Here is a 13935-nt window from a genome sequence, read left to right as displayed (position 1 = left end):
CCCTCCCCGCTCAGCTCGTCGTCGTCATTGCCTGCGGAGAACCCAGGGACCGCTCAGCACGCTAGGCAGGTGGCACGGGCACGTCAATGGTGCCGTATCCGGGTCCGTGCCGGATCCACGGCTCTCGCCCGGGGCGGCAGGGGTCTCCCCGTTGTCGACACGAACGCGTGTGCCCAAGGCGGCGCCCGCGACGGCCGCGAGCGCGGCGGTCACGGCCGTGAAGACCCACCCGGCGCGCAGCCCGGCCACCCAGGCCACCAGCACCACGGGCGGGTTGATGAGGAAGATCCAGCGCCAGTCGGAGGCGGCCAGCAGACCGCCCGCCACCGGCCCCGAGCTCGCCGCGACCGCGCTCACCGCCGTCCAGACGCCGATCGCCGTGGCCCGTTCGCGCGGCGGGAAGGCGGGCAGGGCGAGCGAGAGGGAGGTGGGCACCAGGACGGCCGCCGCCACGCCCTGCACCACGCGCGCCACGATCAGGGTGCCGAGCCCGGGGGCGGCCCCGCAGGCGAGGGAGGCGAGCCCGAACAGCGCGATACCGGTCAGGAAAGAGCGCCGCCCACCGATCGCGTCGGCCAGCCGCCCGACCGCCGGACCAGCAGCGCCGCCAGCACGATGGTGTAGGCGTTGAGCACCCAGGACAGTTCGGTGGTGGAGGCCGAGCGGAAGTCCGCGCCGACTGCGGGGAAGGCGATATTGACCGCGATCATGTCGAGCACGGCCAGGAACTGGGCCGCCGACGCGACGGCGAGGATCGGCCAGCGGCGGCGCCCGGGGACCGCGTCGGAGGTGTCGACCGTGTCGGCCGTCTCGGGGGCGTCGGCCGCGTCGGAGGCGGGGGGCCAGGGGCCGTGTCAGGTGCGGGGCGGGCACACCGCTTCCCTGGGCCTTCGAGGAAGGGGTCGTCATGCCCATCCAGCATCGGCCCCGCCGCAGGGCGGAACGAGTGGCAGGAGTGACAGCATGGCCCACACCAGCCCGCGCACCCTGGTCCGCCGCTTCCACGCCGCCACGGGCACGACGCCGCTGCGATGGCTCCAGGGCCAGCGGATCGGGCGCGCCCGGGAGCTGCTGGAGGGCGGTGATCTGTCGGTGGACCGGATCGCGGAACTGTGCGGCCTGGGCACGGCGGCCAATCTGCGCCGCCACTTCACCCGGGCGGTCGGGGTCCCACACACACACACGACTACCGCCGCGCCTTCCGCACCCGGAAAGCGCGAACGCCCTCGGCCACCTGACGCTGGACACACCGGCCCTCACCCCCGGCCCGGGGCCACGCCGGGCCACGACCCTGGGCCGCGTCCGCCTCGGGCCACGGCCCGGGGCCCCGGGGCCATCTCAAGGCCCAGGGCCGTCGTCCCGGATCCCGTCCCCCGCGCCCCCGGCCCGGGCCCGGCCCGCGTCCGCGCCGCGGGTCTTTCCCCTCCCCGCCCCTTCCCGAAACTGGGGCTCCGCCCCAGACCCTCGGGGTCCAGGGGCGAAGCCCTTGCCATGCGGCGGAGCCGCATATCGGTACTGCGGGAAGGGGCGGGGAGGGGAAAACCCACCGGACACCCCAGCCCGTCCCCCGGGGCCCAGGCCCTGGGCCCCGGGCTCTGGGGCGGAGCCCCGCACGCGGCGGAGCCGCATATCGTCAGGGGGTGTCGGGAAGGGCGGGGAGGGGAAAACCCACCGGACGCCCTAGCCCGTCCCCCACGTCCCCGGCCCGGGCCCGGGCCCGGCCGCCAGGCCCTGGGCTCCGGGGTCTGGGGCGGAGCTCCAGTTTCGGGAAGGGGCGGGGAGGGGGACAGCCCGCCGCAGGCGTCACGGTCCGCCGCAGGCAGCACCACCCGCCCCACAGCTCGCCGCCCCTACAGCCGTGGGTCCACCGGCTCCGACTCCAGCGCGAGCACCGCGAAAACCGCCTCGTGGACGCGCCACAGGGGCTCACCCTCCGCCAGCCGGTCAAGCGCCTCCAAGCCGAGCGCGTACTCGCGCAGAGCGAGTGAGCGCTTGTGGCCCAGGTGGCGCTCCCGCAGCCGGGCCAGGTTCTCCGGGCGGGTGTACTCCGGGCCGTAGATGATGCGCAGATACTCGCGGCCCCGGCACTTCACGCCCGGCTGGACCAGCCGGCCGTCACCCTTGCGGACGAAGCCCTGGAGCGGCTTGACCACCATGCCCTCGCCGCCCGCGGCCGTCAGGTCCAGCCACCACCGGACCCCCTCGGCGACCGACGCCTCGTCCTCGGTGTCGACGATCAGCCGGCGGGTGGGGGCCAGCAGCCGGGCGCCGTCGGCGGTCGGCTGCTCCGCCTCGATCATCCGGTCGATCAGGGCGAGCTGCTGATCGTGCGGAAGCACGGTGGCGAGGTTGCGGCCCTGGACGGCCAGGATCTGGAACGGCGCCATCCGGATGCCGTCCAGCCCGTCCACCGGCCAGCAGTAGCGCCGGTAGGCATCGGTGAACGCGGCCGCGTCCGAGGCCCGGTCACGCTGCTTGGCGAGCAGCGCGGACACCTCGACACCGCGCGCCTCCGCGCCCTCCAGCGCCGCGAGGACGCCGGGGAAGACGGCGCGCGAGGCGGCGCCCACCGCCGCGTACTGGTGGCGCAGCAGCCCCTCCGCCTTGAGCGACCACGGCATCAACTCGGCGTCCAGCAGCAGCCAGTCGGTGTCCAGCTCCTGCCACAGCCCGGCGCGATCGAGGCAGCCGCTCAGCCCGCGCAGCACGGTCTCCGTGAGCTGGGCGTCGTCGAAGAACGGCCGTCCGGTACGGGTGTGGATCGCGCCGGAGACGCCGTCCGGCGTGCCGAAGCGCTCCCGCGCGATGTCCGCGTCACGGCACACCAGCGCCACCGCACGCGAACCCATGTGCTTCTCCTCGCAGATCACCTGGCGCACCCCGTCCGCGCGGTAGGCGGCGAACGCCTCCGCGGGGTGCTCGAGGAAGCCGCCGTCGGCGACTCCGCCGCCGGTTCCCTCCTTGGAGGTGGCGGTCGGCGCCATGGTGGGCGGGAGATGGCCGAGCAACCGGGGGTCGACCGCGAAACGGCTCATGACCTCCAGCGCCGCCGCCGCGTTCTCCTCCTTGACCGCGATCCGGCCCATGTGGCGGGTCTCGACGATCCGGCGGCCCCGTACGTCGCCCAGGTCGAGCGGGCGCCCGTCGGCGCCTCCGGGGGCCTCGGTGGTCAGCGGCTTGACCGGTTCGTACCAGACCCGCTCGGCCGGAACGTCCACCAGCTCGCGCTCCGGCCAGCGCAGCGCGGTCATCCGGCCGCCGAAGACACAGCCGGTGTCCAGGCAGATGGTGTTGTTGAGCCAGGAAGCGCGGGGGGTGGGGGTGTGGCCGTAGACCACGGCGGCGCGGCCGCGGTAGTCCTCGGCCCACGGATAGCGCACGGGCAGGCCGAACTCATCGGTCTCCCCGGTCGTCTCCCCGTACAGCGCGTGCGAGCGGACCCGGCCGGAGGTGCGGCCGTGGTACTTCTCGGGCAGCCCGGCGTGACACACCACCAGCGCCCCGCCGTCCAGTACGTAGTGGCTGACCAGCGACTCGATGAAGTCCCGCACCCGGTCGACGAAGGCCGGGTCCGCACGGTGCTCCCGGTCCAGCTGCTCCACGGTCTCGGCGAGGCCATGGGTGACCCGGACCTTGCGGCCCTTGAGATAGCGGCCGAGCTTGTTCTCGTGGTTGCCGGGCACGCACAGGGCCGCGCCGGAGGCGACCATGCCCATCACCAGGCGCAGCACCCCGGGACTGTCGGGGCCGCGGTCGACGAGGTCGCCGACGAAGACCGCCGTACGGCCCTCGGGGTGGGCGGCGTCGACCGGACGGCCGAGGTCGTCGCGGCGCAGGGCGTAGCCCAGCTTGCCCAGCAGGGTCTCCAGCTCGGAGCGGCAGCCGTGGATGTCGCCGATGATGTCGAACGGGCCGGTGAGATGGCGCAGATCGTTGTAGCGGCGCTCGGTGGCGACCTCCGCGGCCTCGACCTCCTCGACGCCGCGCAGGACGTGCACCTTGCGGAACCCCTCCCGCTCCAGGGACTTCAGCGAGCGGCGCAGCTCACGGCGCTGGCGGGGGATGACATGGTCGGGCATTCCGGCGCGGTCGGGGCGCTGGGCGTTGCGCCGGGCGCACTCGCCCTCGGGGACGTCGAGGACGATGGCCACGGGGAGGACGTCATGCTCGCGCGCGAGATTGATCAGGCTGCGGCGGGACTCGCTGCGGACGTTGGTGGCGTCGACGACGGTCAGCCGCCCGGCGGCCAGCCGCTTGCCCGCGATGTAGTGGAGCAGGTCGAAGGCGTCGGGGGTGGCGCTCTGGTCGTTCTCGTCGTCGGCGACCAGTCCGCGGCAGACGTCGGAGGAGACGACCTGGGTGGGCCGGAAGTGGCGCCCGGCGAAGGTGGACTTGCCGGAGCCGGTGGTGCCGACGAGCACCACGAGGGACAGGTCGGGCACGCCGATGGTGCGCTTCTCCTCGGTCATGCCGCTGCCTCCTTCGTCGTGGTCGCGGTGGTCGCGGTGGCGGTGGTCGTGGTGGCGCTGCTGTCATCGCTCTCGGCGCCGATGCGGAAGAGCGCCAGCTGGGTGGGCGGGCCGACCTCGGGGTCCTCGGGGCCGACGGGGCGGAACTCCACCGCGTAGCCATGCCGTTCGGCCACCGCTCCCGCCCAGGACCGGAACTCCTCGCGCGTCCACTCGAAGCGGTGGTCGCCGTGGCGCATCCGCCCGGCGGGCAGCGTCTCCCAGCGCACGTTGTACTCCACGTTGGGCGTGGTCACCACGACGGCCTTGGGCCGTGCGGCGCCGAACACCACATGCTCCAGGGCGGGCAGCCGGGGCGGATCCACATGCTCGATCACCTCGCTGAGCACCGCCGCGTCATATCCGGCGAGCCTGGAATCGGTGTAGGTGAGCGCGCCCTGGGTCAGCTTCAGCCGCGCGGACTGCCGCTCGGCCGCGCCCGAGTCGAAGCCGGGGCGGTCCAGCCGCAGCCTCCGCGCCGCCTCGTTGAGCGCGCGCATCGACACATCGACGCCCACGATCTCGGTGAACCGCGCCTCCTTCAGCAGTGCGCCCAGCAACTGCCCCTGGCCGCAGCCCAGATCGAGCACCCGGGCCGCCCCGACCCCGCGCAGGGCGTCGAGTATCGCCTCCCGCCGCCGGACCGCCAGTGGCACCGGCCGCTCCTCGGAACCCTCCTCGCTCCCGTCCTCCTCCATCAGCTCGGGCGCCGCCGGTTCGCCGACGGCGTTGTCGATCTCCTCCGCGGCGGTGTCGTCGGCCTCGGCGAGCCGGGCCAGCTCCAGCCGCTCCAGCGCGCTGCGCGTCAGCGACCAGCGCCGGGCCAGATAGCGGTTGGTGATCAGCCGCTGCTCGGGGTGGCTCTCCAGCCAGCCCTCACCGGAGCGCAGCAGCTTGTCGACCTCGTCCGGGGCGACCCAGTAGTGCTTGGCGTCATCGAGCACGGGCAGCAGCACATACAGCTGGCGCAGGGCGTCGGCCAGCCGCGGTTCGCCCTCCAGCACCAGCCGTACGTACCGCGAGTCGCCCCATGCCGGGAACTCCTCGTCCAGCGCCACCGGCTCGGCCGTCACCGCCCAGCCCAGCGGTGCGAAGAGCCGCTCGACCAGGGAGGCACCGCCGCGCGCGGGCAACGCGGGCACCTCGATCCGCAGCGGCAGCGCCCGCTCCGGCAACTCGGGCCGGGCCTTGCACTGGCCCCGCAGCGCGCTGGAGAAGACCGCGCTCAGCGCGACCGCCAGCAGGGAGGACGCGGCGTACGGGCGGTCGTTGACGTACTGCGCGAGCGCGGAGTCGGGGGCGCCGCCCCGGCCCTTGCCGCGGCCCCGCCGCACCAGCGCCACGGGGTCCACTTCCAACAGCAACGCCACGGTGCAGCGTTCGGTGGTCGCCTCGGGGTAGAGGACATGCGCGGTGCCGTAGGAGGTCGAGAACCGCTGCGCCTTGTCGGGATGCTTGTGCAGCAGAAACCCGAGGTCGGTCGCGGGGCGCTCGGCGGTGCCGGTGGTGGTTATCGTCAAGAACACCCGTCCGAGTATCGCCCGGTGACCCTCCCTCGCCTAATGGTTTCTCACCGCGGCCGCCGGCGCGGCGCCGATGGCTTCCCACCACGGCGGGCCGCTCGGCGCCTACGGGGCGTCCGGCTGTTCTGTCCCCTCCCCGCCCCTTCCCGATACCAGGGGCTCCGCCCCTGGACCCGGGCTCCGGGGCAGCCCCACCAAGCGGCGAAGCCGCACATCGATACCGCGGGAAGGGGCGAAGCCCCCCGCCCGGAGTCTGGTGCGGAGCCCCCGGCCCGGGGGCTGGGGCGCAGCCCCGGTTGCGGGAAGGGGCGGGAAGGGGAAAGCAGCCCGCCGCAGGCGTCCCGCTCCGCCGGACACCGCCTAATCGCCTCTCACCACCGCCGCCAGCTCAGCGATCCGCTCCGGGCCCACCCGGCAGCAGCCGCCGATGAGCCGTGCCCCCGCGTCCCGCCATGCCTTCACCCGACCCGGGTCGAAGGTCGCCCGGCCGCGCCAGCTCCGTGCCGTGGCATCCCACTCCTCTCCGCTGTTCGGATACACCACCACCGGCTTGCCGGTGATGTCGGCCGCGATCTCCACGGCCCGGTCCGCGTCGCCCGGCTCACAGCAGTTGACGCCGACCGCGATCACCTGGTCGACCCCCGCGGCCAGGGCGAACGCGTCCCCCAGCGGCTGCCCGGCCCGGGTGGTCTCCCCCGCGATGCTGTAGGAGAGCCATACCGGCACCCCGCATCCCTCGACGGCGCTCAGCATCGCCGCGGCCTCATCCGCGTCCGGCACCGTCTCCAGCGCCAGCGCGTCGGGACCGGCCGCGGCCAGCGCGTCGATCCTCGGCCGGTGGAACCGCGCCAACTCGGCCACGCTCAGCCCGTACCGCCCGCGGTACTCGCTGCCGTCCGCCAGCATCGCCCCGTACGGACCGACGGAAGCGGCGACCCACACCGGCTCCGCACCCCGCTCACCCGCGGCCGCCCGCTCGGCGGCCGCCCGCTCGGCCCCCGTGCGCGCCAGCTCGACACTGCGCCGCAGCAGCGCCGTGGCCTCCTCGCGGCCCACGCCCCGGTGGGCGAAGCCCTCGTAGGTGGCCTGATAGCTGCCGGTGATGAGCACCCGTGCGCCCGCCCGTGCGTAGGCGGTGTGGGCCGCCTCGAGCTGCCCCGGGTCGTCGGCCAGCAGCCGGGCCGACCACAGCTCGTCGGAGAGATCGCAGCCCTGTGCCTCCAACTGGTTGGAAAGACCGCCGTCGAGGACGAGCGGTCCGCGCTCCAGCGCGGCGGCCAGGGAGGTCGGGGTTACGGACATCACGGGTGCTCCTGGTGGTGCGCTCAGCCCAGTTGGGCCTGGACCTGCGAGGAAATCAGCTCCAGGTGGTCGAGGTCGTTCAGGTCGAGCATCTGGAGGTAGAGCCGGGAGGCGCCCGCCTCCGCATAGCGGCCGATCTTCTCGACGACCTCGGCCGGGGAGCCCGCCAGACCGTTCTCCTTCAGCTCCTCGACCTCCCGGCCGATCGCCGCGGCCCGCCGGGCGACCTCGGCGTCGTCCTTGCCCACGCACACCACCAGCGCGTTGGAGTACACCAGGTCGTCGCCCTTGCGGCCGGCGGCCTCGGCCGCCTCCCGCACCCGGCCGAACTGGCGCTCACTGTCCTCGGGCGAGGCGAACGGCATATTGAACTCATCCGCGTACCGCGCGGCCAGCCGCGGGGTACGGGTGGCCCCCTGGCCGCCGATCAGCACCGGCACCTTGCTCTGCGCGGGCTTGGGCAGCCCCGGGGAGTCCACCAGCTGGTAGTGGGCACCGTCATGGCCGAAGGTCTCGCCGACCGGGGTCTGCCACAGCCCGGTGACGATGGCCAGCTGCTCCTCCAGCCGGGCGAACTTCTCCTTGGGGAAGGGGATCCCATAGGCCCGGTGCTCCTCCTCGAACCAGCCCGCGCCCAGGCCCAGCTCGACTCGTCCACCCGACATCTGGTCGACCTGCGCGACCTGGATCGCCAGCACACCGGGCAGCCGGAAGGTGGCGGCGGTCATCAGGGTGCCCAGCCGGATCCGCCGGGTCTCGCGGGCCAGCCCGGCCAGGGTGATCCAGGCGTCGGTGGGGCCAGGGAGCCCGTCCACATCCCCCATGCGGAGGTAGTGGTCGGACCGGAAGAAGGCGTCGAATCCGAGGTCCTCGGTGGCCTTGGCGACGGTGAGCAGCGTGTCGTAGGTCGCCCCCTGCTGGGGCTCGGTGAAGATGCGAAGATCCATGGCACCCATCCTGCCTCGTCACGCGGCACCACCCCACTCCCCACCCCACTCGCGGAAGGTGAGGTGCCTGAGCATGCCGTGCACCCGGTCCCGGGCCTCGTCCGCCGCGTCGATCGCCTCCACGCACTGCCAGTACAGCGCCTCCTCCTCGGTATTGGAGGCGACCCCGACCAGCGCGAAGCCCGCCTCCGCCAGCAGCTCCCCCAGCGCCAGCAGCACCTCCCTCGGATCGCGCACCTCCGAGAGCTGGGCGGCCCGTAAACCGCCGCCGCGCAATGTGGGGTGGTGCAGCGCCGGGTGGAACAGGGCGCCGCGCGCCCGCCCGCCGGCCTCGCACAGACCGCGCGCCTCCGCTCGCGCGGCCGCCGGGCCGCTCACCACGAAATATCCGCCGACCGCTTCGGCCAGCGCTTGAACCTGCCAGGCTTCGGCCACGATGTCGTGCACGCTCCCGGCCTTTGCCAGGGCGTGCCGGGTGACACCGATCAGCCGCATCGCGTCCATTCCCCGCACCCCTCTCAACGGACTTCCGAGCCCGTCACTCCTCCACTACCCAGAGTGATGACTAACAGGCCGAAAAGCTAGGGGAATTCAGGAATCTGTTGACAACAGTTGCGATGTGGATAACTTCTTCACTACGGAGAGTGACGGATCAAGGGGTCGGAGCCCCGCGAGTCGCCAGAGATCACGGTTCACCATCACAGCCCCCGTTCACCGGCATAGCCACCCGTTCACCGCGAGATCACCCATTCACCGCCAAAGCCCCCGTTCGCGCTCAGCCCCGCCGACGCCGCGCCCAGCCCCCGTTCGCGCTCAGCCCCGAGCACCGCGCCCCCACCCACCCATGTTCGGCCCCCGTCCGCCGTCAGCGCGCCCCGTTCACCGGAAACCGCACCTCGTTCCGGTCGATCTTCGCCGAGAGCGCCGCGAGCGCGTCGATCCCCAGCACCTCACAGAACTGGAGCAGATACGCCAGCACATCCGCGACCTCGTCCTCGACCCGGCTCGCCCTCCCCTCCTCCTCCATCACCCGTGCCGACTGCTCAGGCGTCAGCCACTGGAAGATCTCCACCAGCTCCGACGCCTCGACGCTCAGCGCCGCCGCGAGGTTCTTGGGGGTGTGGTACTGCTGCCAGTCGCGCGCCGCCGCGAAGGCGGCCAGTCTGCGCTGTAGCGCCGCCACGTCCAGGCCGTCGGTTCGTCGCTCGCTCTCATGGGACTCGCTCACGCCCCAGGTTTACCACCGTGACGGGGGCGTCCCCGACCGCCCCCGTCACGTCCCCCACCGTCCCCACGAGCCGGATGTGCCCCCGTGCGCACATCCGGGCCGCCACCCCCAGGAGCTCCCGCGCCTGCCGCCGGTCCAGACACCGGTCGAAACCGTCGGCCAGCACGGTCAGCACCTGCCGCGCGGGGAGCACATCGGCCGCCGGGTCCACGGCCAGCACACCGGGCCCGGTCAGCAGTACCAGCGCGAGCGCGAGATACCGCAACTCGCCGTCGCCGAGGCGCTCCACGGGCATCGCGCCGAGCTCCCCCTGCTCGACCAGGGCCCGCACCACCCCGTCCGCGCGCCCCTCCGTGACCAGCCCCTCGACCGGCCCGGCGCACCCCGCCCGGACCGCCGCGACCAGCGCCGCGTGCCGCGTACCGCACTCCCGGCTGGTGCGCCGCAGCACCGCCGCCAGGTTCTCGCAGCCGCCGCGCAGCCGCCCGTCCCTCGGCGGCGCCGGCGCCCGCATCCGGTCCGGCCGCGGATCGCAGGGGAAGACCGAGCGCAGCGCGATGACCACCTGCTCGGCGGCGGCGAGCGCGAGCCGCTGCCCCTCCGTCGTGCCCGCGACCCGCAGCGGCAGCAGCGAGGTGGCCAGCCGGTCGTCGGGCAGCGGGGCGCGGGTCACCGCGACCGCGCCCGCCGTGTGCCAGGCGGCCTGGACACAGCGCCGCCCCGGGTCGCGCAGCGCCGTCTCCAGCAGGGTCTCCCCCGCCCCCGTCATCCGCTCGCCCACGATGCGCAGTTCGGGCTCGGCCTGTACGGCGACATCGACCCGTACGGGCCCGACCGGGCCGTCCACGGTGCAGCCGATCCGGAAGCCGCGCCGCCCCTGCCGGTCCGGCCGCGCCCGGCGCGGGATGTACGCGGCCGGATCGCGGAACACCTCCGCGAGCCGGGCGCCGCCCGCGAGCCGTGCGAGCGCCGCGTACGCCTCCAGCACCCCGGACTTGCCGCTGCCGCTCGGACCGGAGATCAAGGTCAGCGGTCCCAGCCGAAACGCGGCACGGCGGTGGCTCTTGAAGGCCGACAGCCTCAACTCGGAGACGATGGGCCGCAGTTCGGTCCTTGCGGGCAGCAGCCCGGATGCGCTCATGCTCCGGAACATATCTGTGGCACATACCGCCGAACCGTTACTCCTTCCGTATCTTCCTACCATCGGGGGATAGCCGCCGTGGCCGATGATGACCAAGGGACAGCGGATGTTCGGCGCTCGAGGAATTGAGGACGGTACGGGGGCCCATGGCTGACAGCACGTTCTGGATCGCGGCCCTCACCGGCGGCACCGCCGTCCTGGCCAGCTGGGTCACCAGCCGCGGCAACACCCGGGCCGCCCGGATCCAGGCGGACACCGCGGCGCTCGCCCAGCGCGCGGAACGGCTGCGCGACAGCAGGCGCACCGCGTATCTCGATCTGATCGAACAGACCCACAGCATCGGCGAGTTGTACTGGGAGGTCGCCGCCGTCGAGCGCACCGGCACGGCGGAACGCCGCCCCGCCCTCCTGGACGAGCTGGCCGAGCGGGAACGCGACGAGTACGGCAAGATGCGCCGCTGTGTGCGCGTGGTCGAGCTGGAGGGCCCGGCCGCCGCGGCCACCGCCGCGAACGCGCTACAGAAGGCCACCGGCCCGTTCCACCGCGCCCTGGGCGCGATGCGCTCCGGCGAGCCGGAGGCGGGGCAGCGTTTTCACGCCGCGTTCAGCCCGTTCTGGCAGGCCCTCACGGACTTCGTGGACGCGGCGAAGACGGCCCTCCAGGAGGTCTAGCGGGGCGTCTGACGAGGCGTATGGGTGTGTTGTCAGGAAGCGGACGGGCCGGGCGGGAACGCGTCCGCGAGCACCCCTCGGACGCACCAATTTTGTCAACTACTTGTCAGCACAGCCCACTTCGCGGCCCGTCCGCACCGCGACCACCGAAACTCGGACGGTGGCCGTCGGCCCGAGGGGCGCCATCAGCACGGATGCTGAGACGCGGATCGCTTCCCTAAACCCTTTGGCGGAGTCGCCCTCACCCCCCAGGCCGATTTCCACGAGGACACGTGGTGCCGCCCCGAACGGCTGTCCTAGCGTGCCTCTTACTGGAACCTTAAATCCCTAAGGAGCGTCATGTTCGGGCGAATAGGACGGTTCTCCGTCAACCGTCCATGGCTGGTGGTCGCGATGTGGATCATCGCGGCGATCGGCCTGGCCATCCTTGCCCCACCGCTGAAGTCCAGCACCGACCAAGCTGACTTCCTGCCCTCGCACTATGAGTCGGTGCGGGTGTCCAAGCTCCAGGAGCACGCGTTCCCGCAGCAGGAGAGCGCGGCCGCCATCCTGGTCTACCAGCGGCCGGACGGCGGAAAGCTCTCCGAGGCCGACAAGGCCGCCGTCATCAAGGTGACCAAGGGGTTCCAGGACAAGAAGTACAAGACCTTCAAGTCCGTGGTGACCACGCCCGAGGCCGTCTCCAAGGACGGCAAGATGGCGCTGGCCAACATCTACTCGACCAAGAAGGACGTCTACAACCAGGACACCCAGGATTCGGTCAAGGATCTGCGCGCGGACCGCGACAAGCTGCTGAAGGGCACCTCGCTGAAGGTCTCCGTGGCCGGTCCCGCGGCCTCGGCGGTCGATTCCACCGAGTCCTCGGGCGACACCGACGCCATGATCATGATGGCCACCCTGGTCCTGATCATCGTGCTGCTCGGCGCCATCTTCCGCAGTCCGCTCATCGCGCTGATGCCGGTGCTGATGATCCTGGTGATGTTCATCATGGCCCAGGGTCTGATCGCCACCGCCAGCGACCTGTTCGGACTCGAGGCCGACAGCAGCGTCTCCGCGATCCTGATCGTGGTGCTGTTCGGCGTCGGCACGGACTACATGCTGTTCCTGCTGTTCCGCTACCGCGAACACCTCCGGCAGGGCCAAGAGCCCAAGGAGGCACTGGTCAAGGCGGTTTCCCGGGTCGGCGAGACCATCGCATCGGCGGCCGGCGCGGTCATCGTGGCGTTCCTCGCCCTGACGCTGTCGACGATGGGCAGCATGCGCGCCATGGGGCCCTCGCTGGCGATCTCCGTCGCGGTGACCCTGGTGGCGGCCCTCACCCTGGTGCCCGCGGTGTTCTCGCTGCTGGGAACGAAGGCGTTCTGGCCGTCCAAGGCGTGGAAGCAGGCCCCTCGCAACCGGCTCGCCAACGGCACCGGCTCCCTGGTCTCGCGCCGTCCCGGGCTGATCGCCACGGTGTCCGCCTGTGTGCTGGCGGCCCTCGCCGTGGGCGCGTTCGGCTTCAAGGCCGAGTTCGACACCGACAGCTCGCTGCCGAAGGACCTGGAGTCCGTCCAGGCCATGGCGGATCTGCAAAAGAGCTTCTCGGCCGGTGAGTCCGACCCGAGCCTGGTGTACGTCCAGTCCAAGGACGGCGCCAAGCTGGACGCCGCGGCGCTGACCGGGTTCCGCAAGAAGCTGGAGGGGGTCGAGGGCGTCGGCGAGGTCTCCCCCGCCGTGCCCAACCCCAAGGGTGACGTGGCCCAGTTCAGCGTCGTGCTGAAGTACCGGCCCGCCTCCGAGAAGGCCATCTCGCTGGTGGCCGGGGAGCTGCGGGACACCGCGCACGCCTCCGCGCCCCAGGGCAGCGAGGCCCTGGTGGGCGGGACGACCGCGGTGCTGAGCGACATCGAGGACGCGGTCAACCACGACTACCGGCTGGTGTTCCCGGTCGCGGGCGTGGCCATCATGCTGATCCTCGGCCTGCTGCTGCGCAGCGTGGTGGCGCCGCTGTATCTGATGCTCGCCGTGGGCCTCGGCTTCGCCGCGACCCTGGGCTCGACGGTCTGGCTGTTCCAGGACATCAAGGGCGAGAACGGCCTGCTCTTCATGCTGCCGATCGTGGTCTATCTGTTCGTGGTGGCGATCGGCACGGACTACAACATCCTGATGGTGGCCCGATTGCGGGAGGAAGTCCTGAAGGGCAAGTCCCCGGCCGAGGCGGCCCGGCTCGCGGTGGCCCAGTCGGCGCCGACGATCGGTTCGGCCGCCATCATCCTGGCGGGCACCTTCGGTGTGCTGATGCTGGCCAGCAACACCATGCTCCAGCAGATGGGCTTCGCCGTCGCCTTCGGCATCCTGCTCACCGCCTTCATCATGGCGCTGCTGCTGGTGCCGACGGTGACCGCGATGCTCGGCTCCAAGGCGTGGTGGCCCAACCACCGCTTCGACTCCCCCCACGCGTCCGGCACTTCCGGCCCGGGGCGGACCGAGGAGCCCGACACCACGGAGACCGTACGGGTGTGATCCGCGGCTTACGCGGCCGCCGGAACGCCGCGGTGGCCCTTCGCGACACGGTCGCGAGGGGCCACCGGGCGGACCGATGGGACCGGATCGGGCGGCCGGCCGCGTACGGG

Annotated in this window: 11 protein-coding genes and 1 pseudogene; 3 read left to right on the top strand and 9 right to left on the bottom strand. The window is 72.6% G+C overall.

Annotated features, from left to right (window positions below; genetic code table 11):
- Positions 1-24 precede the first annotated feature (24 nt).
- Positions 25-546 carry an MFS transporter gene (locus tag ACJX2R_RS37065; RefSeq protein WP_413106027.1) on the bottom strand — a complete coding sequence of 174 codons (522 nt, stop codon included), beginning with the start codon at positions 544-546 and terminating at the stop codon, positions 25-27.
- Positions 543-719: a hypothetical protein gene (locus tag ACJX2R_RS37060; RefSeq protein ID WP_413106193.1), complete on the bottom strand. Its 177-nt coding sequence runs from the start codon at positions 717-719 to the stop codon at positions 543-545. Before ACJX2R_RS37060 ends, ACJX2R_RS37065 begins: the two co-directional genes overlap by 4 nt.
- Between ACJX2R_RS37060 and ACJX2R_RS37055 the strand changes: the two are divergent.
- Positions 709-1113: pseudogene (locus ACJX2R_RS37055) on the top strand (helix-turn-helix domain-containing protein); the annotation flags it as partial. The gene ACJX2R_RS37060 and the pseudogene ACJX2R_RS37055 sit on opposite strands and share 11 nt — an antisense overlap.
- Before the next feature lie 737 nt (positions 1114-1850).
- On the opposite strand, the gene ACJX2R_RS37050 reads toward ACJX2R_RS37055, so the two are convergent.
- The 7 genes from ACJX2R_RS37050 to ACJX2R_RS37020 form a co-directional block, all read right to left on the bottom strand.
- Positions 1851-4469, bottom strand: coding sequence for a polynucleotide kinase-phosphatase (locus ACJX2R_RS37050; protein ID WP_413103630.1), 2619 nt, complete (start codon positions 4467-4469; stop codon positions 1851-1853).
- Positions 4466-6034 (bottom strand): 3' terminal RNA ribose 2'-O-methyltransferase Hen1, encoded by a 1569-nt coding sequence (locus ACJX2R_RS37045; RefSeq protein WP_413103629.1) that lies wholly within the window; start codon positions 6032-6034, stop codon positions 4466-4468. Before ACJX2R_RS37045 ends, ACJX2R_RS37050 begins: the two co-directional genes overlap by 4 nt.
- A gap of 357 nt (positions 6035-6391) precedes the next feature.
- Positions 6392-7333 (bottom strand): homocysteine S-methyltransferase, encoded by a 942-nt coding sequence (gene mmuM, locus ACJX2R_RS37040; protein ID WP_413103628.1) that lies wholly within the window; start codon positions 7331-7333, stop codon positions 6392-6394.
- Positions 7334-7356: 23 nt separating this feature from the next.
- Entirely contained in the window at positions 7357-8280 is a 924-nt protein-coding gene (locus tag ACJX2R_RS37035; RefSeq protein ID WP_413103627.1) for an LLM class F420-dependent oxidoreductase, read from the bottom strand.
- An 18-nt stretch (positions 8281-8298) separates the two neighbouring features.
- Positions 8299-8784: a DUF6099 family protein gene (locus tag ACJX2R_RS37030; protein WP_020867923.1), complete on the bottom strand. Its 486-nt coding sequence runs from the start codon at positions 8782-8784 to the stop codon at positions 8299-8301.
- A 361-nt stretch (positions 8785-9145) separates the two neighbouring features.
- Entirely contained in the window at positions 9146-9508 is a 363-nt protein-coding gene (locus ACJX2R_RS37025) for a nucleotide pyrophosphohydrolase (RefSeq protein WP_413103626.1), read from the bottom strand.
- Entirely contained in the window at positions 9492-10649 is a 1158-nt protein-coding gene (locus ACJX2R_RS37020) for an ATP-binding protein (RefSeq protein WP_413103625.1), read from the bottom strand. Before ACJX2R_RS37020 ends, ACJX2R_RS37025 begins: the two co-directional genes overlap by 17 nt.
- Positions 10650-10795: 146 nt before the next feature.
- Between ACJX2R_RS37020 and ACJX2R_RS37015 the strand changes: the two genes are divergently transcribed.
- Together ACJX2R_RS37015 and ACJX2R_RS37010 are read left to right on the top strand one after the other, a co-directional pair.
- Entirely contained in the window at positions 10796-11320 is a 525-nt protein-coding gene (locus ACJX2R_RS37015; RefSeq protein WP_413103624.1) for a hypothetical protein, read from the top strand.
- A gap of 339 nt (positions 11321-11659) precedes the next feature.
- Positions 11660-13825: an MMPL family transporter gene (locus ACJX2R_RS37010; protein ID WP_413103623.1), complete on the top strand. Its 2166-nt coding sequence runs from the start codon at positions 11660-11662 to the stop codon at positions 13823-13825.
- Positions 13826-13935: the final 110 nt, after the last annotated feature.

Source organism: Streptomyces sp. Inha503 (assembly GCF_047215865.1).
Lineage (GTDB): Bacteria > Actinomycetota > Actinomycetes > Streptomycetales > Streptomycetaceae > Streptomyces > Streptomyces lycopersici.
The sequence above is the reverse complement of the archived record's forward strand: the minus strand, read 5'-3'. Positions and strand labels throughout refer to the sequence as shown.

Bases quoted from the DNA above. Each gene is read 5' to 3' on its own strand.
- ACJX2R_RS37030 (WP_020867923.1), bottom strand. From the start codon at position 8,784: ATGGACGCGATGCGGCTGATCGGTGTCACCCGGCACGCCCTGGCAAAG.
- ACJX2R_RS37015 (WP_413103624.1), top strand. From the start codon at position 10,796: ATGGCTGACAGCACGTTCTGGATCGCGGCCCTCACCGGCGGCACCGCC.
- ACJX2R_RS37020 (WP_413103625.1), bottom strand. From the start codon at position 10,649: ATGAGCGCATCCGGGCTGCTGCCCGCAAGGACCGAACTGCGGCCCATC.
- ACJX2R_RS37010 (WP_413103623.1), top strand. From the start codon at position 11,660: ATGTTCGGGCGAATAGGACGGTTCTCCGTCAACCGTCCATGGCTGGTG.
- ACJX2R_RS37050 (WP_413103630.1), bottom strand. From the start codon at position 4,469: ATGACCGAGGAGAAGCGCACCATCGGCGTGCCCGACCTGTCCCTCGTG.
- mmuM (WP_413103628.1), bottom strand. From the start codon at position 7,333: ATGTCCGTAACCCCGACCTCCCTGGCCGCCGCGCTGGAGCGCGGACCG.
- ACJX2R_RS37035 (WP_413103627.1), bottom strand. From the start codon at position 8,280: ATGGATCTTCGCATCTTCACCGAGCCCCAGCAGGGGGCGACCTACGAC.